Annotated in this window: 20 protein-coding genes; 11 read left to right on the plus strand and 9 right to left on the minus strand. The window is 63.3% G+C overall.

Annotation, left to right across the window (positions count from 1 at the left end; all coding sequences use genetic code 11):
* Nucleotides 1–144 precede the first annotated feature (144 nt).
* Together EV700_RS01910 and EV700_RS01915 are read left to right on the plus strand one after the other, a co-directional pair.
* Nucleotides 145–549 (plus strand): hypothetical protein, encoded by a 405-nt coding sequence (locus tag EV700_RS01910; RefSeq protein ID WP_207224545.1) that lies wholly within the window; start codon nucleotides 145–147, stop codon nucleotides 547–549.
* Between the two features lie 75 nt (nucleotides 550–624).
* Complete coding sequence (locus EV700_RS01915) at nucleotides 625–1,692, plus strand: lipid A deacylase LpxR family protein (protein ID WP_130410668.1); 1,068 nt, start codon at nucleotides 625–627, stop codon at nucleotides 1,690–1,692.
* Here EV700_RS01915 and EV700_RS01920 read toward each other — a convergent pair.
* From EV700_RS01920 to EV700_RS01940, 5 genes are all read right to left on the minus strand, one after another.
* Nucleotides 1,689–2,003 (minus strand): rhodanese-like domain-containing protein, encoded by a 315-nt coding sequence (locus tag EV700_RS01920; RefSeq protein WP_130410669.1) that lies wholly within the window; start codon nucleotides 2,001–2,003, stop codon nucleotides 1,689–1,691. The two genes, EV700_RS01915 and EV700_RS01920, sit on opposite strands and share 4 nt — an antisense overlap.
* 226 nt (nucleotides 2,004–2,229) lie before the next feature.
* Entirely contained in the window at nucleotides 2,230–5,106 is a 2,877-nt protein-coding gene (locus tag EV700_RS01925) for an adenosylcobalamin-dependent ribonucleoside-diphosphate reductase (protein WP_130410670.1), read from the minus strand.
* Nucleotides 5,107–5,344: 238 nt separating this feature from the next.
* On the minus strand, nucleotides 5,345–6,109 hold the full coding sequence (gene pgeF / locus EV700_RS01930; protein WP_130410671.1) for a peptidoglycan editing factor PgeF: 765 nt from the start codon (nucleotides 6,107–6,109) through the stop codon (nucleotides 5,345–5,347).
* Nucleotides 6,110–6,193: 84 nt separating this feature from the next.
* Complete coding sequence (gene pbpC / locus EV700_RS01935) at nucleotides 6,194–8,338, minus strand: penicillin-binding protein 1C (RefSeq protein ID WP_207224546.1); 2,145 nt, start codon at nucleotides 8,336–8,338, stop codon at nucleotides 6,194–6,196.
* 11 nt (nucleotides 8,339–8,349) lie between these two features.
* The gene (locus EV700_RS01940) at nucleotides 8,350–14,148 is read right to left on the minus strand and encodes an alpha-2-macroglobulin family protein (RefSeq protein WP_130410673.1); all 5,799 of its coding nucleotides are present in this window, start codon (nucleotides 14,146–14,148) and stop codon (nucleotides 8,350–8,352) included.
* Nucleotides 14,149–14,216: 68 nt separating this feature from the next.
* Here EV700_RS01940 and EV700_RS01945 point away from each other — a divergent pair, with 68 nt between their 5' ends.
* Genes EV700_RS01945 through EV700_RS01955 form a run of 3 tightly spaced genes read left to right on the plus strand, consistent with a single transcriptional unit; the run spans nucleotide 14,217 to nucleotide 17,089 of the window.
* A complete protein-coding gene (locus EV700_RS01945; protein WP_130410674.1) occupies nucleotides 14,217–15,470 on the plus strand; it encodes a glycosyltransferase in 1,254 nt (417 codons plus the stop codon).
* A gap of 13 nt (nucleotides 15,471–15,483) precedes the next feature.
* Entirely contained in the window at nucleotides 15,484–16,029 is a 546-nt protein-coding gene (locus EV700_RS01950; protein WP_130410675.1) for a phosphohydrolase, read from the plus strand.
* Nucleotides 16,030–16,087: 58 nt separating this feature from the next.
* Nucleotides 16,088–17,089 carry a class 1 fructose-bisphosphatase gene (locus EV700_RS01955; RefSeq protein ID WP_130410676.1) on the plus strand — a complete coding sequence of 334 codons (1,002 nt, stop codon included), beginning with the start codon at nucleotides 16,088–16,090 and terminating at the stop codon, nucleotides 17,087–17,089.
* 59 nt (nucleotides 17,090–17,148) lie between these two features.
* Here EV700_RS01955 and EV700_RS01960 read toward each other — a convergent pair whose 3' ends face one another.
* From EV700_RS01960 to EV700_RS01970, 3 genes are all read right to left on the minus strand, one after another.
* On the minus strand, nucleotides 17,149–17,874 hold the full coding sequence (locus tag EV700_RS01960; protein WP_130410677.1) for a Bax inhibitor-1/YccA family protein: 726 nt from the start codon (nucleotides 17,872–17,874) through the stop codon (nucleotides 17,149–17,151).
* A 75-nt stretch (nucleotides 17,875–17,949) separates the two neighbouring features.
* Nucleotides 17,950–20,001 carry a hypothetical protein gene (locus tag EV700_RS01965; RefSeq protein ID WP_130410678.1) on the minus strand — a complete coding sequence of 684 codons (2,052 nt, stop codon included), beginning with the start codon at nucleotides 19,999–20,001 and terminating at the stop codon, nucleotides 17,950–17,952.
* Between the two features lie 83 nt (nucleotides 20,002–20,084).
* Nucleotides 20,085–21,047, minus strand: coding sequence for an alpha/beta hydrolase (locus tag EV700_RS01970; RefSeq protein WP_130410679.1), 963 nt, complete (start codon nucleotides 21,045–21,047; stop codon nucleotides 20,085–20,087).
* Between the two features lie 163 nt (nucleotides 21,048–21,210).
* Between EV700_RS01970 and EV700_RS01975 the strand changes: the two genes are divergently transcribed.
* Nucleotides 21,211–21,876 carry a sterol desaturase family protein gene (locus tag EV700_RS01975; RefSeq protein WP_130410680.1) on the plus strand — a complete coding sequence of 222 codons (666 nt, stop codon included), beginning with the start codon at nucleotides 21,211–21,213 and terminating at the stop codon, nucleotides 21,874–21,876.
* Nucleotides 21,877–21,879: 3 nt separating this feature from the next.
* Here the strand turns inward: EV700_RS01975 and EV700_RS01980 are convergent, their stop codons facing one another.
* Nucleotides 21,880–22,170 carry a ComEA family DNA-binding protein gene (locus tag EV700_RS01980; protein WP_130411458.1) on the minus strand — a complete coding sequence of 97 codons (291 nt, stop codon included), beginning with the start codon at nucleotides 22,168–22,170 and terminating at the stop codon, nucleotides 21,880–21,882.
* 181 nt (nucleotides 22,171–22,351) lie between these two features.
* Between EV700_RS01980 and pilB the strand changes: the two genes are divergently transcribed.
* Genes pilB through EV700_RS02005 form a run of 5 tightly spaced genes read left to right on the plus strand, consistent with a single transcriptional unit; the run spans nucleotide 22,352 to nucleotide 26,993 of the window.
* Complete coding sequence (gene pilB, locus EV700_RS01985) at nucleotides 22,352–24,082, plus strand: type IV-A pilus assembly ATPase PilB (RefSeq protein WP_130410681.1); 1,731 nt, start codon at nucleotides 22,352–22,354, stop codon at nucleotides 24,080–24,082.
* A 16-nt stretch (nucleotides 24,083–24,098) separates the two neighbouring features.
* Complete coding sequence (locus EV700_RS01990; protein ID WP_130410682.1) at nucleotides 24,099–25,322, plus strand: type II secretion system F family protein; 1,224 nt, start codon at nucleotides 24,099–24,101, stop codon at nucleotides 25,320–25,322.
* An 8-nt stretch (nucleotides 25,323–25,330) separates the two neighbouring features.
* Nucleotides 25,331–26,185: a prepilin peptidase gene (locus EV700_RS01995; protein WP_130410683.1), complete on the plus strand. Its 855-nt coding sequence runs from the start codon at nucleotides 25,331–25,333 to the stop codon at nucleotides 26,183–26,185.
* Nucleotides 26,186–26,188: 3 nt separating this feature from the next.
* On the plus strand, nucleotides 26,189–26,797 hold the full coding sequence (gene coaE / locus EV700_RS02000) for a dephospho-CoA kinase (RefSeq protein ID WP_130410684.1): 609 nt from the start codon (nucleotides 26,189–26,191) through the stop codon (nucleotides 26,795–26,797).
* Nucleotides 26,790–26,993, plus strand: coding sequence for a DNA gyrase inhibitor YacG (locus EV700_RS02005; protein WP_130410685.1), 204 nt, complete (start codon nucleotides 26,790–26,792; stop codon nucleotides 26,991–26,993). The genes coaE and EV700_RS02005 overlap by 8 nt, the downstream gene beginning before the upstream one ends.
* The last annotated feature ends 7 nt before the right edge of the window (nucleotides 26,994–27,000 follow it).

Consider the following 27,000-nt stretch of genomic DNA (forward strand, 5'->3'; position numbering starts at 1 on the left):
GGCGCACTGCATGCGCCCTCTCCGCTGTACACGGCTTCCTGACATTGCCGTCATCATGTTCGTTTCGAGAAGGGCGCACGCAGTGCGCCCCTACACGGGAGTATTTTCGGGCATCATCAGGGAATCACAAGCGAGAGCCTGGCCATGAACGGAGAATTGCTGCTGCGCATCCTGTCCTTATGCCTGCTGCTGGCCTCCGCCGAAACCCTGCACGGCATCTTCCGCGCCGCCGTGCTGGTGCCGCGCATCGGCAAGCAACGGGCGTTGAAAATCAGCATCGTCACCGGCTCGCTGCTGGCTTTTGGCATCTGCGTTTGGCAAGTACCAGGCATGGGGATTCAGGGCGATGGTCCGCTATTCGGTCTGGGTGTCACGATTGCCCTGTTCATGGCCTCGTTCGACGTGACCCTGGGCAGACTGGCGCTGAAGCGTCCATGGCGGAAAGCCTTTGACGACTTCGATCCACGTACGGGGAATTACCTGCTGTTCGGGGTTCTCTTGCTGGCAACGTTCCCCTGGCTGGTGATGACCCTGCGGCCCGGGCTGTAGCCGGGTTTACCCGCCGGGCGGCCGGGTCTATGCTTGATTCGTAACATTCTTATCTTTCCCCATACCAGGAACGGCATGACAACCCGGCAAGCTTCCCTGATCGTTCTGCTGGCCGTTCTGGCCGCAGGACCGGCCAAGGCCGCCGATATGCCGGTGACCGTCAGGGAACCCGACAACAGCGGCTGGTCGCTGCAACTGGACAACGACCTGTTCAGCCCGCGCAACCACGACCGCGACTATACCGGCGGCGTCAGCCTGACCTTTGCCGGAAAACGGGTGACCGGCTGGCCCCTGTCGCTGGACCCGGCGCTGGACCGCCTCAACGACTGGCTGCAACGCCGCGAACCGACTTCACCATTGACGTTGCACAGCCTGCAGATCGGCATGCTCGCCTTCGCCCCCGACGAAATCAGCAACGCGCAACTGATTGCCGACGATCGCCCCTACGCCAGCCTGATCTATTGGGCGAACTCCCGACTCACCCTCAACACCGACGGCGAAACCGCCGACGAACAAACCCTGCTGCTCGGCATCCTCGGCACCCACATCGCCGAAAACATCCAGAAAACCATCCACCACGTCACCGGCTCCACGCCGCCGCAAGGCTGGCAGCACCAGATCTCCGACGGCGGCGAACCCACCTTCCGCTACAGCCTGTCCCGCCAGCGACTGCTGGATCAGGGACTGTTCGGCCGTCACCCCTGGCAACTCAAGCGCGCCATTGAGGGCAGCCTCGGCATGGTCACCGAAACCAACCTGGCCATGTCCCTGCGCTGGGGACGGCTGCGCACCCCGTGGTGGAGCAACACCCCGGAATGGACCGAATACTTCTCGCAACCCACGCCCGGCCTCAGCCCCGCTGAATGGCGCGGCCCGCCCGAGTTCTACCTGTGGGCAGGCGTCAAGGCCCGCGCCCGGCTCTACAACGCCTTCCTGCAAGGCCAGTTCCAGCCCAGCGAACTGCGCTACCATCTCGACGAAATGCGCCCGCTGATCGGCGAAGCCTGGTTCGGCATCACCCGCCAGACCGGCGACCACAGCCGCCTCAGCTGGGTCCTGCGCTATCAGGGCTCGGAACTGCGCCACGGCCACGGCGACCGCGACGTCATGTGGGGCAGCTTCATCTACAACCGCGACTATTAAGCCCCCGTCTCGATCGGCAACCCCTCCGCCTTCGCCTTCCGCGTCCCCCCGGTCAGCACCACCACCTCCCGCCCGGCATCAAACCCGTCCAGCAACGCCGCCGCACGCGGCGCCTTCGTCCCGCCCCCGCACAACACATACACCGGCTCCCCCGACGGAACCGCCGCCAGCACCTCCGCCGACAGCCCGTCAATCGGCCGGTTCACCGCCCCCTTCAGATGCCCTTCTGCATACGACTTCGCATCCCGCACATCCCAAATGGTTGCGTCCCGGGAAAGATCGAACTCAGTCACCAGCAATTCACGAATCATGGAAAACCCCAACAATAACAATCACAAAACATCGATTCTACTATCATACAGGCCGTCCGCAGCCAACTGTCTGAGCAGGACAAATCAAGCAGAAACGAAAACGCCGCCCAACAAGGCGGCGCTAACGAAGATCGGCGGATCGCGAGTTTTGGCGAAGGACACGGTTTTTGCTTCCTTTTTGCCAAGACAAAAAGGAAGGCCCGCGGCAGGCGGATGCCCTAATCCCTTACCCGCAACTCCCCACTGCCCCGCACGCACTACAGAAATCACACCCATCCTTCCGGATCACCGTGTAATTCCCGCACTCCCCGCACCGCGCCCCCGCCATCACCGGCCGCTCCCCTTCCTCCTTGGGCGCCTGCAAAATCCCCATCTCCCGCAACGGATACCCGCGCTCATCCAGCACCCCCAGCATGGCGTAGCGGTGAATCACCAACCGCGCCACATAAGCCACCGTCGACGGCCAGTTCTGCTGCCGCCGCGTGCCGGGAATGAAGGCCCACATATCGCCCAGCGGCTCCGGATAATTCAGCAGCTTGCGCAGCTTCATGCCGATCCACGCCGGGTCCATCACCCGCATGTCCAGCGACAGCAGTTGCGCCAGCCCGTCCAGCGCGCGCGGATAGTTCCCCGACAGCCACATCGAATACGGCCGCGTCACCCCGTCCGGCAGCGTGATTTCCTTCAACCCCAGCACGAATTCCTCACCGGTCGCGGCATTGGTCACATCGACCGTCCACGACAGCGTGCCGTCGGTGCCGGTCTTCGGCTCCTGCTGGCTGAACAGCGCGTCCAGCACCGGATGCGGTTCGGTATGGTCAAACGCGCCCAGCTTCTCGCAACGGTAACGCACTACCTGCGCGAACGCGGCCACCACACCCGGCATCACCTTGCCTTCGCCGTGCGGCGGGAATTGCAGGCTGAACGAGGCCTCGCCGACCGTCTTCGCCAGCACGTCCAGCTTCAGCTTCAGCCAAGCGCGGTCGTTGGCGCGCATGTCCATCGACAGCGTCTTTGCCACCGCACCCAGGCCGCGCGGCTGGTCCGCGCCGTTGACCCAGACTTCAAACGGAAAGGCGCGGTTCTTGCCGTCGCGGGTATGACCGACAAACAGCGCAAACTGGCCCTGCGGGTATTCCAGCAGGTAGGTCCAGGCCTCGTTGCCGTCGGGCAGCGTCGGGCGGCCGGGCCAGCGCAGGCTGGCCAGCACCGGCGCGGGCAGCGCCTGGATGGTCAGGCGGGTGTTGGCGGCGTCCAGTTCCACGTCCTGCGGCGTCTTGGCATCCTTCGGTGCGGCGGCAGCGTTGTCCACCGACAGCACCGACCCCAGCACGCTGTTGGGACGATAGGTCGCCAGCCCCTTCAACCCGGCCTTCCACGCCGTCATGTACAGGTCTTCAAACTCGGCGTAGGGATAATCGGCGGGCACGTTCACCGTCTTGGAAATGCTGGTGTCGACATAAGGTGCCACCGCCGCCACCATGTCCTTGTGCGCCTGCGCACTCATGTCCAGCGCGGTGACGAAGTAGTCGGGCAGGTGCTTCACGTCGCCGCCGAGATGGCGGTAGAGCCGCCAGGCGTGGTCTTCCACCGCGTATTCCTTGAAGGTGCCGTCGGCCATGCGCTTCTTGCGGGTGTAGGTCCACGAGAACGGCGGCTCGATGCCGTTGGAGGCGTTGTCGGCGAAGGCCAGCGAGATGGTGCCGGTGGGCGCGATCGACAGCAGGTGCGAGTTGCGCAGGCCATGCTTGCGGATCTTCTTCTTCAGGTCATCCGGCAGGCGGGTGGCGAAGCTTTCGCCGCTCAGGTACTTGTCGGCGTCAAACAGCGGAAACGCGCCGCGCTCCTTGGCCAGTTCCACCGAGGCCAGATAGGCATGGTCGCGCAGGAAGATGGAAATGCGGCTGGCCATGTCACGGGCTTCGGCGGTGTCGTAACGCAGGCGCAGCATGATCAACGCATCGCCCAGCCCGGTAAAACCGAGGCCGACGCGGCGCTTGTTGGCCGCTTCCTGCGCCTGTGCGGGCAAGGGCCAGTGCGTGGAATCCAGCACGTTGTCCAGCATACGCACGGACACGGCAACATTGACCGCAAAGGCGTTAAAGTCGAACGAAGCCTTGTCGGTATAGGCATCACGCACGAAGCGGGTCAGGTCGATGGAGCCCAGGCAGCAGCAGCCGTAAGGCGGCAGCGGCTGTTCGGCGCAGGGATTGGTGGCCTCGATGGTTTCGCAGTAATGCAGGTTGTTGTCGCGGTTCATGCGATCGAGGAACAGGATGCCCGGTTCGGCATGGTCATAGGTGGAACGCATGATCTGGTCCCACAGCTCGCGGGCGGGCACCTTGCGGTAGACCCACTGCCCGTCCTCGCGCTGCCACGCGCCCTTTTCCTTCCATTCCGGCGACGGCTCGGCCTTGTGCGCCAACTCGACATCACCGTCCGCTTCCACCGCCTGCATGAAGGCGTCGGTGACGCCGACGGAGATGTTGAAATTGCGCAGGTCGCCCTCGTCCTTGGCGTGGATGAAGGCTTCAATATCGGGATGGTCGCAGCGCAGCACGCCCATCTGCGCGCCGCGCCGCGCGCCGGCGGACTCGACGGTTTCGCAGGAACGGTCGAAAACGCGCATGTACGACACCGGGCCGCTGGCCCGCGACTGCGTGCCCTTCACGAACGCGCCGGACGGCCGGATGCTGGAGAAGTCATAGCCGACGCCGCCGCCGCGGCGCATGGTTTCGGCAGCCTCGGCCAGCGCGGTGTAGATGCCGGGACGGCCGTCGACGGCCTCGGTGACGGCGTCGCCCACCGGCTGCACGAAGCAATTGATCAGGGTGGCGGTCAGCCGGGTGCCGGCGGCGGAGTTGATGCGTCCGGCGGGCACGAAGCCGTTTTCCTGGGCCTCGAAGAAGCGCTGCTCCCACTCGGCGCGCACGGACTCATCCTCGACGCGCGCCAGCGCCTTGGCCACGCGCAGGCGCACGTCCTGCACGGTGAGTTCATCACCCTTGGCGTATTTTTCAATCAGGACTTCCGCCGAAATGGGCTGGGGCGGCAGGGCGGAAACCGGCTTCTTATTGGCGGGCAGCGTTTCATGGGCGGTCATGAACGACTCCATTCGAGTTCTGGGGAAGGACAACAGCATACGCCCGCCCCTCCCGGATGTGAACCCCGGGACACCCATTTATATTTTTATAAAAAACAATAGCTTATATATTTTTATAGTGTTTTCAATAACATAAAAACACTACATCTTGTGGCTCTTGCACGACACAGCCCGTCGCGTCATTGACGGATATCAAACCCCGCCCGGGCTGTGAACAGGAAGCATAAAGGGGACGGACTCAGCCCAGCCAGATCACCGAGGCCATGCGGCCGGTCTGGCTGTTGCGGCGGTAGGAATAGAAGCGTTCGGCGTCGGTGTAGGTGCACATGCCGCCGCCGCTGATCATGCCCACCCCGGCGCGGGTCAGGCGCTGGCGGGCCAGTTCGTAGAGGTCGGCCAGGTACTTGCCCGGCTGCGACGTCGCCTCAAAGGCGCTGACCGCGGCGGGATAGGCGGCGATGAATTCCTGGCGCACGTCTTCCCCCACCTCGAAGGCGTCGGGGCCGATCGCCGGACCCAGCCAGCACATCACCTCGGCGGGATTCTCGAATTTGGCGAGGGTGTTTTCCAGCACGCCGTAGCACAGGCCGCGCCACCCGGCATGGGCAACGGCGACGCGGGTGCCGGTCTCGTTGCAGAAGAACACCGGCAGGCAGTCGGCGGTCATCACCACGCAGGGCAGGCCGCGCTGGGTGCTGGTGACGGCATCGGCTTCGGGCACGCTCTGCGCGCGCTTCTTCGGCTCGCTGTAGGCGTCGATCACCTCGGTGCCGTGCACCTGTTGCAGCCATTGGGGCGGGCCGCAGGGGGCGATCTCGTTGAGCAGGTTGAACAGGTGGCGGCGGTTCTCGACCACGGCGGGGGCTTCATCGCCCACATGGAAGGCCAGGTTGAAGCTGTCGTAGGGCGCCTGGCTGACACCGCCGTGGCGGGTGGTCACCACGGCGCGGACATTGGCCGGCGCTGGCCAGTCCGGAAGGATCAGGGAATCCTCAAGACGCATGCTGCAACCCTCAGGGGGAGTAACGGATTGTGGGTCGAGTGTAGCAGAGAGCGGATACTCGCCGAATTGTCTTGTCCTACAACTTTAGTGTGAAGCGGAGCCAACCGACGACAACACGCCCCGCACTTCAAAGGCGGCCTTGGCCCGCACCTCCCCATCGCCGGTCCGCAATTCCAGCCGGTGACGCCCTCTTTTCGGGGCCCAGGACAGCGGCTCACCCGCCGGAGCCAGCTTCCGGCCGTTCAGCCACCAGTCCAGGTTTTCGCCACCGGTGCGGGCGCGCAACACCACCCGCTGCACCCGCGCGGGCATGTCCGGGTCCAGCGCGATGATCGCGCCGTCCACCGGGTAGACAATCTCTGCCACGGTATCGGCCTGATAATGCACGGTATCCTGCTGCGTCCCGGCGGCAAACCATTCCTCCACCGGCGGCAAGGCCACACCCTCGAACGCCACCCGTTGCCGCAGCAGTCCGGCGGGCGCGGGCGGCGGACCGACCTCATCGCCGCCCTGCTCCAGATGGCTGATCACCGCATTCCACACGGGCGCCGCGCCGCTGATGCCGGAAACCTCGCGCATCGGCCGTCCCTGCATGTTGCCCACCCACACCGCCACCGTGTAATGGCGGGAAAAACCGACGCACCAGTTGTCGCGCATGTCCTTGCTGGTGCCGGTCTTGACGGCCGTCCAGAACGGCGTCGCCAGCGGGTTTTCATAGCCGAAGGTCAGGCTGCGGGCGTTGCGGTCGCTGAGGATGGACGACAGGATGAAAGTGGTGGCTGGCGACAGGCGCGGCGCATCGGCGGGAGGCGGGTTAATCGCCTCTCCGGTCGTCAAGCGCGCCGGGGACCACACGCCGCCGTTGGCCAGCGCGCGGTAGGCGTTGGCCAGTTCCCACAAGGTAATATCAGCGCCGCCCAGCGCCAGCGCCGAACCGTAGAATTCGGCATCCTCTTTCAGCCCGAAACCGTAAGCGCGCAGCACCTGCCAGAAACCGTCGACGCCGGTCAGTTGCAGCGTGCGCACCGCCGGGACATTCAGCGACGAGGCCAACGCCGTGCGCACCGTCACCGGTCCCTTGAAGTCATGCTCGTAGTTCTGCGGCACATACAGCCCGCGTTCGGTGGCGATATTGACCGGGCTGTCTTCCAGCACCGTGGCGGCGGTCAGGCGGTTCTGCTCCAGCGCCAGTCCGTACAGGAACGGCTTGAGCGTCGATCCAGCCTGACGCTGCGCCTGCACGCTGTCCACCCACCGGCTGTCCTCGTCCAAGCCGCTGTTACCGACATAGGCCAGCACCTCGCCGCTGCGGTTGTCCAGCACCAGCACCGCGCCGCCGTTGGCCTGCTGCGCCTGCAAGGACAGCAACTGCTCGCGCAGCGCCTCCCCGGCGACGTGTTGCAGGCGGCGGTCGAGCGTTGTCGTCACATCCCGTCCCGCCGCTGTCAGCAGGCGCGAGGCCAGACTCAGCAGCGCCGGGTCGTCGTCCAGCCCGAGGCTGCGGTTGCGCAGGCGGCTGTCGGCCAAGGCATGCACCGTCGGGCAATCAGCGTCATAACCGGCGGCGATCAGCACGCAGGCGCGCTTCGCCGCCTGCTCGGACGTCATGTTCGGGGATGACAGCAGGCTGACCAGCAGGATGCTGTCGGCGCGATCGAGTCCGGCAGGTCGCTTGCCGAAGAGCGCCTGACTGGCGGCGTCGATGCCTTGCAGGTCGCCGCGCCATTGCGTCAGGTTGAGGTAGGCTTCGAGGATGCGGTCCTTGCCCCAGCGTGCGTCCAGCGCGCGGGCGGCGCGCAGTTGCCGCCACTTGCGGTCGAGCGGACGACCGCCGGTGCGCCAAGCCAGCGTCGGGTCCAACAAGGCGGCGGTCTGCATGCTGAGCGTGCTGGCGCCGCGCGTGCGCTGGCCGGTCAGGTACTTGAGCGCGGCACGGCTGAAGGCGCCCCAATCGACGCCATGATGCCGGTAAAAGTCGCGATCCTCGACGAAAATGAGCGCATCCACCAGCGCGGGCGAGACCCGGTCCAGCGGCGTCCAGTCGAGACGGTGGGCGCTCTTGTCCTGCCGCTGCCGGATCAGCACCTCGCCATGCCGGTCGAGCAAGGCGGCATAGGACGAGGTCCAGCCCGCCTTCACCACCGCGAAATCGGGAACCGCCGTTTCCGCCCGCACCGACGAGACCGCCAGCAGCCACAGCAGACCGAAACAGGCCTGGTATCGCCGCAAACCACCTCCCGTCACGGGGCGACGGTCCAGTTGCTGTTCGGCAGCATGCCGTAGACATCCGGGGCATACATCGACTCCACCCGAGTCGGCGGCAGGCGGAACTCCCCGGCCTGGTTCAGGCGCACGCTATAGCTGATTTCCCAGTCCGCGTCCTTGCCCAGATATTCGTAGTAGGCGCGATAGCCGTCGGCGGCGAACTCGACGAATTCCGGCCACCAGCCGCTGCTGTCATTTTCCGAAAGCAGGGCGCTGTCGCGCTTCAATCCGCGACCCAGCAGCACCGCGCCGGCCGGAACCGGGTCGTTGACCACCACCCAGCCCATGTCCTGTGCAGCGACAATGCGCAGCTTGATGCGGACGACATCGCCCAAGCTCCACTGCCCTTTCACTTTCAGCGTCACCGGCTCCACGGTCTTGGCAATGGTATAGCCCTTGAAATCGGGCCGGGTCACGGCCAGTGGTGCTCGCGCCAGCACCCGCAGCCACGGCTTGCCAGCGCCGTCATGCTGCACGTTCAGCGTCGAATTCGCCTTCGGCCACGGCAGGCTCATCGTCGGCTCGACCGGACTCATACTGACGCCGGGAATCACCGGCTGCGGGTCCGCTGCCCAATCGTGGCGACGGTTTTCTCCCGCCAGCGTGGCGCGGGTCTGGCCGGTCACCGGCTGCACGCCCTCATTGAAACGGGTCAACGCCATGCCGCCCCAGAGGTTGGCCTGGGTGTCCTGCCAGTGGCCGTCCTTCTGGTGACGCAGCAGACCGCGCACCAGCAGCGGCAGCTCCTGCTCCCAGGCCTTGTCGCCCAGCACGCTCAGGATCAATCGCGCTTGCAGCTGCTCGTTGCTGTCGAACCACCACCAGCGATCCTGACGGCGCTCGTTGATCACCAGCACGCTGCTGCCCGCCTGCGCCAGTTGTGCCCGCAGCAGGCGGTTGACTTCGTTCAGGCGCGCCTCGCGGTTGGCCAGACCGGGCACGCTGCGCAGCAGGTCGCGCCAGTCGATCAGGATGTGGATATCCCACAGCGCGGGCTGGATGCGGATATTGTCCAGCATTACCGGCTTGAAGCGGTTGTACTGCGCCAGCAGGCTCATCGCCTCCATCTGCCGCTGGATCAGGTCCTGACGGTTGTCGTAGATCCAGTATTCGTAGGTCGCCTTGGGCAACTTGCCCTGCACGTAGTTTTCCAGCCCGGTCAGCATGCGCTCGCGGCTTTCCGCCGGGATCGTCCAGTTCAGCGCCTTGGCCAGACGCAGCACATGCACGGTGAGGAAGGCCGAGCCCTTGCTGCCGGGGAAGAAAGCCGCCAGACCGTCCTGATCCAGATAGGTCGGCAGGTCGCCCATGATGTCGGTCCACAGCGCCGGATTCTGCAGGCCCGCCGCCTTGGTGGCCTTCTGCTCCAGGCACAGGTAGATATAGTCGCGGAACCATTGCCGCACCGGCTCCAGCGTGCCGGTCAGCGTGGGTTGCAGGTCGAGGTCGATCCTGCCCTCCTCCGTACTGCCCGCGGGCAGCGTCAACGGCAGCGCATAGGGTGCGCCCGGCGACAGCTGGGTCAGCGCCCCGGCCAGCGTTTGCAGCGGCGCGGCGGTCAGCACCTGTTGTGACACCTTCAACCGGTCGCTGAAATGCGGGCTGACGGCGCTGATCTCCCAGGCCAGCGTGTCGATGCGCTTCGGCACCGTCACCGGCACCGTGACCCGCGTCGACTGGCCGCCGGGCAGATCGACGACGGTCACGAAGTCCTTCGCCAGCGCCGGGGAGCGCACGGTCAGCGTCACCGCTTCCGGCTGGTCGCTGCTGTTGCGCACGGTGAACTCGGCCTGATAGCGGTCGCCCTGCCGCACCACCGTCGGCAGGCCGCTCAGCACCTGCAATTCGCGGGTGCTGCGGATGGTGGCCGAGCCGTTGCCGAACTGGTCACGGCTCGACGCCACCGCCACGACACGGAAGGCCGACAGCGAATCATTGAGTGGAAAGCTGAACGTGGCCTTGCCGTCGGCATCCACGGTCGCCGTCGCCTTCCAGTACACCAGGCTGTCCAGCAGTTCGCGGGTGGAACCGCCGCGTCCGCCGCCGCCGCCCGAGGGCAGCGCCTTCTTGCCGAAATGCCGCTTGCCCACCACCTGCAACTGGTTGGTGGCGGTGTTCAGGTCATAGGCGCGGGCGTTGACCAGCGACGGCAACGGGTCCCAGGAATTATTGTCCGCCAGCTCCATCAGCGCTTCGTCCACCACGGCCAGCGTCACTTCGGTATTGGCGGGCAGGCGCTCGCGGGCGGCGGCGTTGCTCACCTGCACCGTCGCCTGCACCGTGTCGCGGGGATGATAGACGGTCTTGTCGGTCTGCACCTTCACGCCCAGCTTGTAGCCTTCCCAGCCCACCTTCAACTGCGCGATGCCCAGCTTGAAGGCCGGTTTGCCCAGATCGACCAGCGCCGTCGGCTGGATGGCGTTATTGCGGCCGCGCACCACCATCACCGACACATAGACATTCGGCGCGTAATCCGGCTTCACCGGCACGCTCACCACCGGATCCTTGCCGTCCAGCGTCGTCACGAAACTGTCCATGACGCCGTCGCGGGCCACGGTCACCAGCGCCGTCGCCTCGCGGAAGGGCATGCGCACCTGCAGGCGCGCCGTGTCGCCGACCGCGTACTGCTTCTTCTCGGCGATCACGTCGATGCGGTCGTCATTGCCCTGGTCAAACCACCAGTCATCGGCTCCGGCCACCCAGACCGTGTTTTCGGTGGCGGCGCGGCGACCGTCGTTGTCGGTGGCAATCACCCTCAACTTCAGTTCCCCGGAACGCTTCAGCGGCAGCTTGCACAGCAGGCGGCCCTGGGCGTCGGTGCGGTTGCCGCACGGCACTTTCACCGCCTCTTCACGACGGGTGGAGTCATAGGCGTAATAGCCGCCCAGCGTGCGCTTGCGGTGCGAATCCCAGGTCATCAGCGCGCCCTGGATTTCCACGGGCGAATTCGCCACCGGCTTGCCGTTGCGGTCGACCACAATGGCTTCCACCACCACCGGTCCGTCACCGCCCAGCCACGACGACAGCACGCGCAGGCCCGGCACCACCGCCGCCGGCCACAACTGCGTGCTGGCGCCGACAGTCTGGGTTTCACCGCTGGGGTCGCGGAATTCCATTTCCATGCGCAGGCGGCTGACGCGGTCGACCACCGGCAGCGTCGGCGACAGCGCGTTCAGGCCCCCGGCGTCATCCAGCGTCAGCGCGGTTTCGGGCAGGTCCTGGCTGGTCCAGTAGGATTCGTCCGGGTTCTTCGGCGGAATCACCGGCACCGAGTAGAAACTGAATTCGTCGAAACCACTGACTGCCGGATAGGCGTCGGATTCGAACTTGCCGCGCAGCGTCACCGGCGCGTTGCTGTAGCCGCCGCCATTCAGGTATTGCAGTTGCAATTGCAGCGGCAGGTTCGGCGCGGGCAGCACCGGCGCGGCGGGCAAGCCCAGATCGGCCTTCAACACCGGCAGGCGGAAGGCGGACACCTTGAAGCAACCGCCGGACAGCCGGTTGTCATCCGGCAGTTGCAGGTAAACGCAGTACTCGCCCAGCTTGGCCGACTTGGGAATGGTCCATTCATTGCTGCCATTGCCGATGGCGGTAAAGGAAGCAGGCAGCTCGAAACGGGTATCGCTGGCGGGATGCTCGACAATCACCGCCTTCACCTTCAACGAGGCCTCGGGCGCGCTGATGCCGCTCAGCTTGTTGCGGCGCAGCAGATGGCGCATGTGCACCGTTTCCCCGGCGCGCAGCAGCGTGCGGTCGAAGATGGTGTGCGCGACATAATCGCCGGTGCGGGTTTCGCCATAGCCGTAGCCACCACACTCCTCCTCGCAGGCGTAGTCACTTTCGCCATACAGGTTGAAGCGCCACGACTCGATGCCGCCGTTCCACTCCGACAGCGCAAAGCTGCGGTCCGCACCGCTGGCGGCCATGATCACCCAGGGCGAACCCTGACAGTTGCTCTTGTTCTCGATTTCCTTGTAGGGACGCTCGGTGAAGACGCCGCGATCAACGCGCACCACGCCCTGCTCATTGGTTTGACCACTCCACACCTGACGTTCGTCATAGCAGTCCCAGACGCTGACGGCGGCATTGGCCACCGGTTTGCCCGCCGCCAGGTCGGTCACCCATACCTGGCCGTTCACCTTGCCCATCTGCACATGCACACCGAGGTTGGTCACCAGGCTGAGCGCATGTACATAGGCCGGTTGCGGCTTCTGCGAAATCCACTCGCCTAGGTAGCGGCTTTCCACTTCATGCAGGTACAGGCCCTGCGTCACCGGCAGCCCGATCACCTCGAATTCCTTGGCCGACAGGCTGCGCGGCAGTTCCTGCGCGGTCACGCCGGGCTGGCGGGCAATCCACGGCTTGTCCAGCAGGCCGTAATTGCCGGCACTGTAGCGTTTCAGCGCCAGGATGAAGGCCTGCTCGCTGTTGTCCATTTTCTGCGTATACAAGGTGACGCCGGTCTTGCCCGGCAGCGTGCTTTCCAGGTTGCGCACCGTCAGCGGCACCGCGCCGACGGCGGTTTCCACCACCCCGAAATCGGCGGCGAACTTGGCCAATGGCGGCCAGGTGTCGGTGCGCACCGCCAGCGGGAAGCGGGCGGCGTTGGCAAGCGGCCGGTTGAAGGGGTCCACTAATCCGGCAGGCAGCGTCAGCGTGAAGGCGGCGTTGGCCGGGAACGGCCCCTTGAAGCGCACTACCGAGCTGTCGCCACCGTCATAGGCTTCTCCGTCCGGCAGCTCCGGCGACCAGCTGGTGGCTCCGGACTGCAAACGGATGGCGGCCAGTTTTTCCGAGGTCACGATTTCCGAAAACCGGATTTCCATGTCGGCCAGCGGCACACAGGGCGCGGTCGGGCTTTGCCGCGAGCAGCTAAAGGCGGCGGTGAACGGCTTGCGGATGTCGAAGGACAGCACCTGGTCGGAACCGCGCTTCGCGCCGGCGGCGGTTGCCACATTCTTGCTCAACACCAGCCGCAGCCCTTCCCCTCCGGTCAGGCGACGGCCGCAACTGACCGCCCGCCATTCCTTAACGGCGGCGCGGCGCGTTACCTTGGTCGAGGCGTCCCACCAGTCATGGCCGGTCTCGCGGCGCCACCATTCCCGCACCTCCGGAATCTGCTGCTGCACGAACGCCGCGGTCTCCGCCACGGTCAGGAAGCGCGCGGGCAGGCGTTCCGGCAGGTTGCTGGTCAGGCACCAGACATTGCCGGGCAAGGACTTCACATCGGCGGGCTTGTCCAGCTTCAGCAGAAAGACCTGATCCTCAATCACCGAGCCATTGTGTTCCGGCCAGGAATCGACAATGCGCGGCCCGCGCTCGGCGGTGGTGTCATAACCCACCGTCGCAAAAATCCGGTTGAAATGGTAGAGCGGGAAGGCCCGCACCGGCTTGCCCTGTACGCTCTTCAGGTTGGCGACCAGCCGGAATTCACAACGCAATGCGGGCAGATTGCTGTCAAACTGGTAGACCCAGGTGCGGGTATCCAGCCAGCGGCCGCGGCCGAAGTCCTTGCAGTTGCCGCTGACGATGAACGGATTGCGTACGGCCGGGTCGCCCACGCGCACCATGTCTTCCGAAAATCGCGCCCGCGCCTGGTTGACCACCCCGACATCGCCTTGGGGCGAAAAGGCTTGCAAGCTAACGGTTTGGCCGGAAATACGATACGCCGTCCCCTTGGCTTGGGCGACCAAATCGTTGATAGTAAGCGCGTGGGTCAGGGAGGATAGAAGAAGAAGGCTCAGGCCGAACCACCTGACAACTAAAGACTGCATATCGCCTCCATGGCGAAGGATTTTGCGGACAATTCTAATATTGATTTCGGCACGATGCCGGTACTTTTATGCGCTATCTTTTCATTCATCCGGTCTTTCCCGGACAGTTCCATCGCGTCATGCAGCAGTTGGCCGCCCAACCGGGCAATGAGGTCGTGCACCTGTCGCGGCAGTCGGCGCTGGAGGCCGTGCCCGGCGTGCGCAAGCTGCGCTTCAGCGTTCCCGAAGGGGCAACGCCGACCGGGCATCCCTATGTGCACAAGCTGGAAGAGGCCGTCATCCAGGGTCAGGCCGTGGCGCACGTGGCCGCCGAACTGAAGCGCAAGGGCTTTGTTCCCGACCTGATTTACGGCTACGCCGGTTGGGGCCAGATCATGTTCATCAAGGACATCTACCCCAATGTGCCGCTGGTCGGCTACTTCGAATGGTTCCTCAATGCTTATGGTTCGGAATACAACTTCGACCCGGCCTATCCGCTGGCGACCGAACACCAGCTCTACCTGCGCGCCGCCAACACGCCGATGTTGCTGGACCTGCAATCCTGCAACCACGGCATTACGCCCACGCGCTGGCAGCAGCACCAGTTTCCCGAGGAATTCCGGCACAAGCTGACCGTGCTGCATGATGGCGTCGATACCGAACTGTTCCGGCCCAAACCCGATGCCGGGCTGAACCTTCCCGGCCTCAGCCTGCCGCCGGGTACGCCTGTCGTCACCTATTCCACGCGCGGCATGGAGCCCTTTCGCGGCTTTCCCCAGTTCATACGGGCGCTGGCGGAATTGCAGGCGCGCTGTCCGAACTGCCATGCCGTGATTGTCGGCACCGACAACGTCTATTACTCCAAGACCCTGCCGGAAGGACGCACCTACAAGCAGGAGCTGCTGGAAGAGCTGGCCGGACGGCTGGATCTCAGCCGCATCCATTTCACCGGCTGGCTGGACACCCCCTACTACCTGCAAGTCCTGCAGGCCTCCTGCGCGCATGTCTACTTTACCCGGCCTTATGTGCTGTCGTGGTCACTGATGGAAGCGATGGCCGCCGGCTGCCTGATCATCGGTTCGAATACCGCCCCTTTGCAGGAAGTGATCCACGATGGCGAAAACGGTCTGCTCACCGACTTTTTCGATCATCATGCCCTGGCTGACCGCCTGGAAGAGGCGCTGCGCCAGCCTGAGCGCTTCCGGTCCCTGCGCGAGAACGCGCGACAGACGGTGATCCAGCGCTACCACTTGCCCAAATTGCTTGCAGCGCACGTCCGCCTGCTGGAACATTGGGCTGCTGAACCGCTGCACAGCGCCTTCCACCCGGAACACTCATCCTGAAGGAACCACGATCATGAGCACCCCCGACATCATCACCTTCCACCCCCGGCTGGATACGCTGCTGGAGGAATGGCACGATGCCCTGGGGCAGGACTTCACGGCCTACCACAACCATTGCTACCGGGTGCTGAACTACTTCGCCGTCCTGAGCAACGCCGATGACGAAACCACGCTCGACAAGGCGGCGGTCGCCCTCGCCTTCCATGACATCGGCATCTGGAGCCACGGCACGCTGGACTATCTTGAGCCCTCGTCCCTGCTGGCCGAGGCCTGGTTGCTGGACCACGGGCTGGACGACTGGGTCCCGGACATCACCGCCATGATCAGCGACCACCACAAGGTGACCGCCTGCGCCGACAACCCGATCGCTGAAACCTTCCGCCAGGCGGACTGGGCCGATGTCACGCAAGGCCTGCGCCGCTTCTCGCTGCCGCTGGGTTTTGCCGTGCGGGTGATGCGCACCTTCCCCAACGCCGGTTTTCACCAATTCCTGATGCGACAGTCCGTACAACAGGCGCTGAAGCATCCGCTCAATCCGCTGCCCATGTTTCGCTGGTGAAGCCGGGCATTCTTGGCGATAATCCGCCCCCAAGACTGAACACGCGCCCGGAGCCGACATGACCACCCTCACCCTGAGCCGTTACCTGCAACAGAAACTGGACCTGCCCGGCGTCACCCCGGAACTGTGCGAACTGATCCGCCAGACCGGCGACGCCTGCCACCGCATCAGCGACGCCATCGCCAAGGGCGCGCTGGCCGGAGTGCTGGGCCAGGCCGGTTCCGAGAACGTGCAGGGCGAGGAACAGAAGAAGCTCGACATCATCACCAACGACCTGATGATCGCCGCCACCCTCGGCGGCGGCTGCGTCGCCGGTCTCGCCTCCGAGGAAATGGACGAGATCCTGCCGGTGCCGGACGGCATGAAGGAAGGCCGCTACCTGATGCTGTTCGATCCGCTGGACGGCTCCTCCAACATCGATGTCAACATCTCCGTCGGCACCATCTTCTCCATCCTGGAGCGCCCGGACGGGCAAGGTCCGGTCACCGAACAGGACTTCCTGCAACCCGGCAACCAGCAGGTCGCGGCCGGTTATGTGGTCTACGGCCCCTCCACCCTGCTGGTGCTGACGCTGGGCGACGGCGCCGACGGCTTCACCCTCGACCGCGAACAGGGCGTGTTCTACCTCACCGCACCCAACCTGCAGGTGCCGAAGGATACCAAGGAGTTCGCCATCAACATGTCGAACATGCGCCACTGGGAACTGAACATGCAGCGTTATGTGCGCGAACTGCTGGAAGGCATCACCGGCGTGCGCGAGAAGGATTTCAACATGCGCTGGGTGGCCTCGATGGTCGCCGACGTGCACCGCATCATGACCCGCGGCGGCATCTTCATGTATCCCTACGACCTGAAGGACCCCAGCAAGCCCGGCAAGCTGCGCCTGATGTACGAAGCCAACCCGATGAGCTTCATCATGGAGCAGGCGGGCGGCGCGTCCACCACCGGCCGTCAGCGCATCCTCGATGTCACCCCGACCAGCCTGCACCAGCGCGTACCGGTGGTGATGGGCTCCGCCAACGAGGTCGAGCGCGTCACTGGCTATCACCTCGAAACCTGAGTCGCCGTTCACCCATGAAAAAGGGGCCGCGAGGCCCCTTTTTCATGTCCGGAGGAACATCATTCCCGCAGTTTCGCCAGAAAGCGCAGGGCTTCCATGTACAGCCAGATCAGCGTCACCAGCAGCGCGAAGGCGCCGTACCATTCCATGTACTTGGGCATCCCGGCCTGCGCGGCGTTTTCAATCTGGGCGAAGTCAATCACCAGGTTGAAGGCGGCAATGCCGATCACCACCAGGCTGAAGCCGATGCCCAGCGGACCGCTCTGGTGAATCAGCGGCGCTTCCGCGCCGAACATGCCCATCACCATCGCAATCAGGTAGTAAATGGCCACGCCCATGGTGGCGGCAAACACCGCCTTCATCAGGCCCGGCGTCACCTTGACGATGCCGGTCATGTAGGCGAACAGCATGGCGAACATCACGCCAAAGGTCAGCAGCACCGCCTGAATCACGATGCCGCCGTACATTTTTTCAAAGGTCGCCGAAATCGCTCCGAGAAAAAGCCCCTCCGCCAGTGCATACCCCGGCGCCAGGAAGGCCGCCCACTGCCGCTTGAACATCATCACCAGCACCATGACCAGTCCCAGCATGGCCCCGCCGGCGGCCCAGAGCATGCCTGCGCCCGGATCTACCCGGAACTGCTGCCACGACCAGCAGGCGGTGATCAGCGTCATCGCCAGCAGCATCGCCAGACGGTTGATCGTGCCCTTGACGGTCATGCCCGACACGCCCACTTCGACCTTCTGGTACAGACGGTCGCCAAACAACGGATTTCCCGACATCATCTTTCTCCATTCGAACAGGAAACAACCGACCGAGCATAACACGCCCGGCGGTCCGGCTATATCCGTGTTCCGTAATCAGGAATACGGATCCTTAAGGCTGCGTTCCGCGCCTTTCGGCAAGGTTGCCAGAGCCGTCAGCGTGGTGCCGAAGGGGATGTTCAGCTTGGCCTTGGTGTTCACCGCCCAGCCGTTGGCGTCCAGGATCGGCGCCAGGTTGCGCTGGCGCAGCTTGAACCAGGCCACCACCATCGACGGCCCGGAAATCAGCAGCAACAACCCGGCGATGGCGATCGGCATTTTCCACCACGCCAGCGCCAGAAAGCCGGAAATGACCGAGGCGATCGCGGTGCCAATGGCCCCCAGCGCCAGCCCGAGGGCGGCAAAGATGCCGGCGAATCGCGCCACATCGAAAGGCGCGGGCGGCGTCTTCGGCGCGTCCTTGGCATCCTTGGGCGTCACGGCCGCCTGCTCGATCTTGGCGGTGCCGGTCGTGATATGCACCGTCGCCTTGCTTTCTATCGCCTTGTCCTTGTCGGCCGCCATCTTCTGCAACTGCTCGGACACCATGCGGCTGATCCGGCGGTAGGGGCTCCAGAAAGCCTCGCGCACCGAGATCGCGTTTTCCACCAGCTTGACGACGGTGGCGTCCCAGTCATCGCCGTTACGGTCATAGAAAATGCCGTTGCGGCCGACAATCATCTTGCCCGCCTCACCGGCGGTGAGCGCGGCGACAATGGTGATTTTCTCGGCGCTGCCCTTGCGCACGCAGTCGGCATAGATCAGGTAGGTGCCGCTCAGCCCGGCCATGGACGCATGCCGCCCCATGTCGTTGACCTTCACGCACAAATCACAGCTGCGGCCGTCGATATACAGGGTTCCGGCCTGAAAGACCGCCTTGTCGCGACGGGTATAGAAGTCGCTCAGCGACACGAAATTGTTGAGCAGGGTTTTCAGGTCGCGCTGATAGCGCACCAGGCGGTCCAGATCCACCAGGCTGTCTGCGGCGTCCGCGACCGCCAGATCGGCGGTCACCAGTTCCAGCAGCGCATCCATCACACCCGGGGCTGACAGGGCGGCCAGCCGTTCCTCGGCCAGGGCGGCCTGCGGCACGGCCGGCTTGGCGGCCTGCCAGTCCCGGTAAGCGCCAAAACGCTGCTTGATCGCGGACCAGGCAGCAGCGTCAAGCGAATGCAGGTTCATGCCCGTCAACGGGTCCGCCACCAATACCTTGAACGCGGCCAACCGGTCGCGCCAGGCGGGATTCACGCCCGACAACAGGTTCAGCGGCTGATCCGGGGCGATCAGCGACAACGGTAGGCGCGCCATGTCCTCACTGCTCAAGGTCAGCGCTTGCGCACCCAGACGGGCGAAATCATCCTCGCTGCCGTTCAGCGCCGATTGTGCACGCTGGTCAAACCCGGCCAGTTGGGTGCGGGAAAAATAGTCATCAATCTTGGCCTCGACCGCCAGCAGCGCCTCACAGGCGGCCGGGGTAGCGTCCGCCAGCGGCTCGCTGACCTTCGCCCGCTGCCAGTCCGTCACCAGCGCCAGATCGGTAAAGAATTGGCGGATCAGCGCCTCGGTTACGCCGGGGTCGCCACTGCGATCGGTTTCGGAGCCGGTGCAGGCCAGAATATCGGTAATCGCCTCGGCCAGACCGGGTTCCGTCGCCATGGCGGCAGGCACGATGCCGTCGCCGTTGGGCATGGCCGGGGGAAATACCTTGGCCAGATCTTCGGTATCGGCGACGGTGACGGACGTGGCCTCACCCCGCCCCAAACGGGACAACAACTCCCCCGCCCCGGTCACCAGCTTGCGGCCGGCCTCGGTTCCGGCGTCAATCGCCAGCAGCGGCAGGCCGTTGCCGGACAACAGCACCGACTTGTCTTTCAACAGTGACAAAGACCAGCGCACCGCCTCCAGCAACTCCGGAGCGCGGATGCGGCCATCCTTGTCGGTATCAATATAGTCCAGCGTCCGGCTGTCCATCTCCAACCCACGGGTCGGGCAGGCCAATGCCGCCCAAAGTTTCTGGTCCAGCTCCGGCAAATTCTCCAGATCCTCGACCCGGTCAATGAACACCTGGTCAAAACCGCCGTAACGGATAAAACGCCAGTTATGGGCCATTCTTTGAATTCTCCCTGGAAGATACGCGGCTAAAAAGCATGGATTCGCCACTTTTACCGAATCAGCGGCGGACTGTGAAGCATTTAAGCGGGTGATTGTTGCAGGAAATCCGTCAACAAGGCGTCAACGGGCGCACGGATGTCCTGACGTTCATTCGCCAGTTGGTGCGACGCCTCCCGCAGTTGCAGGCTGACCACCACCCGGAAGCGGCTGCGGATGAACCGCCGGTTATAACGGCTGTTGACGGTGGAGTCCCGATCCCCCTGCACCAGCCAGACCGGGAAATCGGTTGCCGGAAAACGGTGCAGGTGCGGCACCCATCGCCGCAGGGCATTGATCCACCCTACCGGCATCCAGTGGGACTGCAGGGGATCCTGCCGCCGCACAAAGTCCAGAAAACTGTCGTCACTGGTATTACGGCGGAAATTGCGCGGCATGGCCGTGCGCAGCGCCCCCACCAGCCAGAACGCCCCCCGTATCTGCCACCACTGGAACGGTGTCGGCAACACCAGCGGCGCCAGCAGGAACAACCGCTCAAACGCGGGCGGACGTCCATCCTGCAAGGACTGCAAGACATGTTCCATCAGGATGCCGCCGCCCGTGCTTTGCCCCATGCCCAGCCAGGGCCGGGGCGCTGACGTCGCCACCCGCGCCATCAGCCGGTCAAGGATGATCTGGTATTCGCTGAAATCCCGGATGCCCGCCCGCACCCCGCTCGACAGGCCGTGCCCCGGAAGATCATGCAGCACCACGGCATAGCCCAGCGACAGAATATACGGCAGCAATTGCGGGTAGAGGCCGCTATGCTCCAGATAGCCATGCACGATAAACAGCGTGCCGCGACAGCGCTCGGGCCGGAAATAATGCACCAGTATCCGGTAGCCGGCAGCTTCAAGCCAGCCGCCCGCATGCGTCAGTCCAACCTGCCTCCGCTCTTCGTCCAACGCATAATAGCGGCTGTAATCGTCCGCCGGACCGGCAACGGGCCATGCCTGATCCGGATCGAACATCGGCATGACGGCGCGAACGGCATCAGGATGAAACATGACGTCTCCCGGGGATTACCACAGAGGGGAACTCCCGTTTTTGGCACAAAATGTCAAGTCAGGTTGACAGCCAGTGCTATGCTGAATCCAGTACGAACGTACCTGGATGACGGCGACACCGGAATGTCTGGTTTCCCGCAAGTATAGCCACACAGGTGAAGTTATGATTGGTATTCCCATTGGCCTGCTCGCCTCGAACGCGACGGAATGGTATCTGCACAAATACGCCCTGCACGGCGTCCCGAAACCGGAGGGCGGGCGCAAGTCCATTTCCGAACCGTTCATGAAACGACACTGGAGCCATCATCGCCGGGTACGGCTGCAGAAATACCGCGATGACGACCTGTACGCCGATTTCAACAACAGCCCCGACGCCAAGGCCGAGGTCGCCGCGCTGCTCAAGCTGTGCGCCGCCACCGGCGTGGTTTTTCCGGTTGCCCCCTTCTTTACCCTGACCACTTGGTATTGCGCGTGGAATTACTGGCATGTCCACAGCCAGTCCCACCTGGATACGGAATGGGGCAAGAAGAAGATTCCCTGGCACTACGACCACCACATGAACACCAACCAGGACGCCAACTGGTGCGTGACCAAGCCCTGGTTCGACTACATCATGGGTACGCGCGTCATCAGCTCGGAAGACCTCAAGGAATCAAATCCGCTGGGCATTCCGCTGCCAAAGTTCGTGGAAGACCGCCTGAACGCGCTGGCGCGCAAGTACGCGCCGCGCGCTTTCGAGAAACTGGACGCCAACCTGGCTGAAGAAGCCCGCAAGCGCGCCCAGGGACTCGATGAAGCCATGCCCGATTTCGGTCAGCAGGCTGCCTAGTTCCTAGAAGGCAATCCGGTCCCGGTTGCTGTCGATCAGCGCCGGGCCGAACCCCTTGACCGCATCCAGCTGCTGCAAGTTGGTGAATTTCCCTTTTTCAGACCGCCAGCGGACAATCGCCTCCGCCTTGGCCTGACCCACTCCCTTCAGTTTTGACGCCAGCGTGGCCGCATCGGCCGTGTTGATGTTGACCTTGTCCGTCCCGGTTGCTACAGCGGGCTCGCAAGCCGCCAATGACCCGCAAATACCCAGCCAGCCGATCAAAATCCCCCGAAAAAGGGAGCCATTCCGCATAATCACAACACTGCACTCCTTGTCTGTGAGCAATTCCGTCTACAATGCAGGCATTACTCCAAGCGCCCCTCCGTGAAATTAAAGGTGCGATGCTTGGCGTATATGCCGGATTTGATTTATATTCCAGAATCTTAGCATTGTTTCCTCACCAAGAAATACAACAACGGCAGCAGGTACCAGCATGGCAGTGTCACCGTCCGCACCCACCACATCCTTTGGAGGCTTGGCCAAGCGCCTGGTCATGGAGGGCGTAGTCGATGCCAACGCCATGCAGAAAGCACTGACCGAATCGCAACGGGAACAGGCCTCGCTCGTCACCTATCTCGTCAATAACAAGCTGGCCAAGCCCGCCCAGGTGGCCTGGACCATGGCCGACGAGTTCGGCGACCCGCTGATCGATCTCGAACTGCTGGACCCCGAGGTGATCCCCAAGGACATCCTCGACGAAAAAATCATCAAGAAATACAATGCCTTGCCCATTTTCAAACGCGGCAAGCGCATTTTCGTCGCCATGAGCGACCCGACCCGGCTCGACGCCATAGACGCCATCCGGTTCAATACCGGCATGACGGTCGAAACCATCGTCGCCGAGGAAGACCGGCTGCTGAAGCTGATCGAACGCATCATGGAAGGCAACAGCAACGCCGCCTTCCAGGGGCTGGATGACGACCTGGAGAACCTGGACATCTCCGGCGGCGAAGAGGATTCCGCCGCCAAGGATGGCGGCTCCTCCTCGGCCGAGGATGACGCCCCCATCGTCAAATACATCAACAAGATCCTGCTCGACGCCATCAAGATGGGGGCGTCCGACTTGCACTTCGAACCCTACGAAAAGTCCTACCGCATCCGTTTCCGGGTCGATGGCGTGCTGCGCGAGATCACCCGCCCGCCCGTGCAGCTCTCCACCAAGCTGTCAGCGCGACTGAAGGTCATGTCGCAGATGGACATTTCCGAACGCCGGGTACCGCAGGACGGCCGTATCAAGCTGAAGCTCTCCAAGACACGGGCCATCGACTTCCGGGTCAACTCGATGCCCACCCTGTTCGGCGAGAAGCTCTGCTTGCGTATCCTTGACCCCTCCAGCGCCTCGCTGGGCATTGACATGCTGGGTTATGAGCCAGACCAAAAGGCCCTGTTCATGGGCGCATTGGACAAGCCGCAGGGCATGTTGCTGATCACCGGCCCCACCGGTTCCGGCAAGACCGTGTCGCTCTACACCGGTCTCAATATCCTCAATACCGTGGAAAACAACATCTCCACCGCCGAGGATCCGGTCGAAATCAACCTTGAAGGCATCAATCAAGTCAACGTGAACCCGAAAGTGGGCCTCACTTTCGCTTCGGCCCTGAAAGCCTTCCTGCGTCAGGATCCGGAAATCATCATGATCGGTGAAATCCGGGATCTCGAAACCGCCGAGATTGCGGTCAAGGCCGCCCAGACCGGTCACATGGTGATGTCCACCCTGCACACCAACAGCGCCCCGGAAACCCTGACCCGCCTGCGCAACATGGGCGTCCCTTCGTTCAACATCGCCACATCCGTCAACCTGGTCATCGCCCAGCGCCTGGCCCGTCGCCTCTGCAGCGCCTGCAAAAAGCCGATGGATGTCCCCCGCGCCAGCTTGCTGGAAATGGGCTTTACCGACGAAGACCTCGCCACCGGTTTTACCATCTATGAGCCGGTCGGATGCGACCAGTGCCGGGACGGCTATAAAGGCCGGGTCGGCATTTACGAAGTCATGAAAGTAACGCCGAAGATTGCCCGGATCATCATGGAAGAAGGTAACTCCATCCAGATCGCCGAGGCCTCCAAGGCGGAAGGATTCCCGGACCTTCGCCGTTCCGGATTAAAAAAAGCAATGGCTGGCGTCACCAGCCTGACTGAAATCAACCGGGTAACCGGTGTCGATTAACCGAGTGTGACCGAAAATGGCAGCTAACAAACCGGAAACCATGCTGAACTTCGCCTACCAAGGCAAGGATAAGCGCGGTCAAAAAACAAAAGGCGAGATTTCGGGCAAGAATATCGCCCTGGCCAAGGCCCAGTTGCGCAAGCAAGGCATCACTGTTGAAAAAATCCATAAAAAGAGCGCCGCCGTCGGGTTCAAACGGGCCAAGAAAATCACCCCGATGGATATCGCGATTTTTACCCGGCAGCTGGCAACCATGATGAAAGCCGGGGTTCCACTGGTGCAGTCCTTCGAAATCGTGGCGGAAGGCCTTGATAACGAGTCCATGCGCACCGTGGTGCTGGGCATCAAGAATGAAGTTGAGGGCGGCAGCACCTTTGCCGCCGCATTGCGCAAATACCCGCTGCTGTTCGATGAACTGTTCTGTAACCTGGTTAACTCCGGCGAACAGTCCGGTGCGCTGGAAACCATGCTGGACCGCGTCGCCCAGTACAAGGAAAAGAGCGAACTGCTGAAGCAGAAGATCAAGAAAGCGCTGAAATACCCCATTACGGTTATCATCGTCGCCGTGATCGTCACCGTGATCCTGCTGCTGAAGGTGGTGCCCGTGTTCCAGAGCCTGTTCGAAGGCTTCGGTGCCGAACTGCCCGCCTTCACCCAGATGGTGGTGAACATGTCCAAGTGGATGCAGAATTACTGGTTTGTCGCACTGATCATTGTCGTCGGCGGCTTTGGTGCGTTCTTTGAGGCCAAGAAACGGATACCTGCCTTCAATGACATGCTGGACCGGATGCTGCTGAAAATGCCCATTGTTGGTGATCTGGCCTATAAATCCACGGTTGCCCGCTTCTCCCGGACCCTGGCCACGACCTTTGCCGCCGGTGTGCCGCTGATTGACGCCTTGGTGGCTTGCGCAGGGGCTGCCGGCAATGTGGTTTACAAAGACGCCATCCTCAAGATTCGCGACGATGTCGCCACCGGCCAACAACTCGGGTTCGCCATGAGGCAGACCGGTATCTTCCCCTCCATGGCGTTGCAGATGGTGGCCATCGGTGAAGAGTCCGGCGCCCTGGACTCCATGCTGGAAAAAGTCGCGACCTACTTCGAAAATGAAGTCGACAACGCGGTTGACGGCCTGACTTCCATGATGGAACCGCTGATCATGGCCATCCTCGGCGTTCTGGTCGGCGGCCTGGTTATCGCCATGTACCTGCCAATCTTCCAGATGGGTTCCGTGGTGTAATTCCGCTCATGCCCGAACTCATGGCCGCCAGCCCCCTGCTTGCAGGGGGCCTCGTTTTTCTGCTGGGGCTCTGCATCGGCAGTTTCCTGAATGTTGTCATCTATCGCCTCCCGGTCATGCTTGACCGGGAATGGCGGCGGCAAGCCTGTGAAGTTCTGGAGTTGCCTACTCCCGAGACTCCCCGCTTCAACCTGATGACGCCTCCTTCCCGGTGTCCGAAATGCGGCCACGCCATTACCGCCGTGGAGAACATCCCGGTGATCAGCTGGCTGGCGTTGCGAGGACGATGCCGAGGCTGCGGAACATCGATTTCCGCCCGTTACCCGCTGGTGGAACTGGCCACCGCCCTGCTCTCGCTGCTGGTTTTCGCCGTATTCGGCCCCACCGGCAAGATGTTGGCGGCGCTCGCACTGACCTGGTGTCTGGTGGCGCTGACCATGATCGACTTCGACACGCAGCTGCTGCCTGACGTAATGACCCTGCCCTTGCTTTGGGCCGGACTGCTGGTCAATTATCACGGCCTCATTGTCAATCTGGACCAAGCGGTGCTGGGCGCGGCATTCGGCTACCTGTCGCTATGGAGCGTCTACTGGGCCTTCAAACTGGCGACCGGCAAGGAAGGTATGGGTTATGGCGACTTCAAGCTGCTGGCGGCGCTGGGGGCCTGGCTTGGGCCCATGCAGCTACCGCTGATCATCCTGATGTCCTCGCTGGTCGGCTCCATTATCGGCGGCGCTTACCTGGCCATCCGCAAGCAGAACCTGCCCTTCGCTTTCGGGCCCTATCTGGCCATCGCCGGCTTCATCGCCCTGCTCGGCGGCCCGGAAATCATCACCTGGTATCTGGGAACCTGGAAGCACTGACTCATGCTGATTATCGGTTTGACCGGCGGCATCGGCAGCGGCAAGACACTGGCCAGTGACTATCTGGCGGAGAAAGGAATTGATGTGGTCGATGCCGACCGGGTGGCGCGCGAGATCGTGGAGCCCGGCGAACCGGCGCTGGCCGCGATTGCCGCCCATTTTGGCGTGGAGGTCCTGCAGGCCGACGGCTCGCTGAACCGCGCGGCGCTGCGGGCGCGGGTGTTTGCCGATCCGGCCGAACGATCTGTTCTGGAAGCCATCACCCACCCGGCCATCCGCGCTCGCATCCTGCTCCATCTGCAAGCCGCGACCTCGCCCTATGTTTTGCTGGTCTCCCCTCTCCTGTTCGAGACCGGTCAAGCGGATTTCTGCCAACGCACGGTCGTCATTGATGCCGACGAATCCGCGCAGAAAGCCCGGGCATCCTCTCGGGACGGCGTGAGCGAGACCCAGATCGCCAGCATCATCGCCGCCCAGATGCCGCGATCAGAACGGCTGCGCCGGTCCGATGATATTGTCGTCAACCATGGCGCGCCCGACGACCTCTATCTGCAACTGGACGACCTGCACCAGAAGTATCTGGAACTGGCGGCGGAGCTGAATCATGGCTGAATCCCCAAGGCCGACCGGCTTTCCCTGCCCCCAATGCGGCAAGCCTTCGCGCTGGACCGACAACCCGTATCGCCCGTTCTGTTGCGAGCGTTGCAAGCTGATCGATCTGGGGGGCTGGGCCAGCGAGGATTACCGGATACCGCTGGGCCGGGGTAATGACTTCAACCCCGAACCCGCATCTGCCGAAGAAGACTGAACCACGA

The sequence above is a fragment of the Fluviicoccus keumensis genome (assembly GCF_004217445.1).
Taxonomy (GTDB): domain Bacteria; phylum Pseudomonadota; class Gammaproteobacteria; order Pseudomonadales; family Moraxellaceae; genus Fluviicoccus; species Fluviicoccus keumensis.

What these genes read in the sequence shown, in the direction of transcription:
- EV700_RS01910 (WP_207224545.1), top strand. Translation starts at nt 145, where the DNA reads ATGAACGGAGAATTGCTGCTGCGCATCCTGTCCTTATGCCTGCTGCTG.
- EV700_RS01915 (WP_130410668.1), top strand. Translation starts at nt 625, where the DNA reads ATGACAACCCGGCAAGCTTCCCTGATCGTTCTGCTGGCCGTTCTGGCC.
- EV700_RS01920 (WP_130410669.1), bottom strand. Translation starts at nt 2,003, where the DNA reads ATGATTCGTGAATTGCTGGTGACTGAGTTCGATCTTTCCCGGGACGCA.
- EV700_RS01925 (WP_130410670.1), bottom strand. Translation starts at nt 5,106, where the DNA reads ATGACCGCCCATGAAACGCTGCCCGCCAATAAGAAGCCGGTTTCCGCC.
- pgeF (WP_130410671.1), bottom strand. Translation starts at nt 6,109, where the DNA reads ATGCGTCTTGAGGATTCCCTGATCCTTCCGGACTGGCCAGCGCCGGCC.
- EV700_RS01940 (WP_130410673.1), bottom strand. Translation starts at nt 14,148, where the DNA reads ATGCAGTCTTTAGTTGTCAGGTGGTTCGGCCTGAGCCTTCTTCTTCTA.
- EV700_RS01945 (WP_130410674.1), top strand. Translation starts at nt 14,217, where the DNA reads ATGCGCTATCTTTTCATTCATCCGGTCTTTCCCGGACAGTTCCATCGC.
- EV700_RS01950 (WP_130410675.1), top strand. Translation starts at nt 15,484, where the DNA reads ATGAGCACCCCCGACATCATCACCTTCCACCCCCGGCTGGATACGCTG.
- EV700_RS01955 (WP_130410676.1), top strand. Translation starts at nt 16,088, where the DNA reads ATGACCACCCTCACCCTGAGCCGTTACCTGCAACAGAAACTGGACCTG.
- EV700_RS01960 (WP_130410677.1), bottom strand. Translation starts at nt 17,874, where the DNA reads ATGATGTCGGGAAATCCGTTGTTTGGCGACCGTCTGTACCAGAAGGTC.
- EV700_RS01965 (WP_130410678.1), bottom strand. Translation starts at nt 20,001, where the DNA reads ATGGCCCATAACTGGCGTTTTATCCGTTACGGCGGTTTTGACCAGGTG.
- EV700_RS01970 (WP_130410679.1), bottom strand. Translation starts at nt 21,047, where the DNA reads ATGTTTCATCCTGATGCCGTTCGCGCCGTCATGCCGATGTTCGATCCG.
- EV700_RS01975 (WP_130410680.1), top strand. Translation starts at nt 21,211, where the DNA reads ATGATTGGTATTCCCATTGGCCTGCTCGCCTCGAACGCGACGGAATGG.
- EV700_RS01980 (WP_130411458.1), bottom strand. Translation starts at nt 22,170, where the DNA reads ATGCGGAATGGCTCCCTTTTTCGGGGGATTTTGATCGGCTGGCTGGGT.
- pilB (WP_130410681.1), top strand. Translation starts at nt 22,352, where the DNA reads ATGGCAGTGTCACCGTCCGCACCCACCACATCCTTTGGAGGCTTGGCC.
- EV700_RS01990 (WP_130410682.1), top strand. Translation starts at nt 24,099, where the DNA reads ATGGCAGCTAACAAACCGGAAACCATGCTGAACTTCGCCTACCAAGGC.
- EV700_RS01995 (WP_130410683.1), top strand. Translation starts at nt 25,331, where the DNA reads ATGCCCGAACTCATGGCCGCCAGCCCCCTGCTTGCAGGGGGCCTCGTT.
- coaE (WP_130410684.1), top strand. Translation starts at nt 26,189, where the DNA reads ATGCTGATTATCGGTTTGACCGGCGGCATCGGCAGCGGCAAGACACTG.
- EV700_RS02005 (WP_130410685.1), top strand. Translation starts at nt 26,790, where the DNA reads ATGGCTGAATCCCCAAGGCCGACCGGCTTTCCCTGCCCCCAATGCGGC.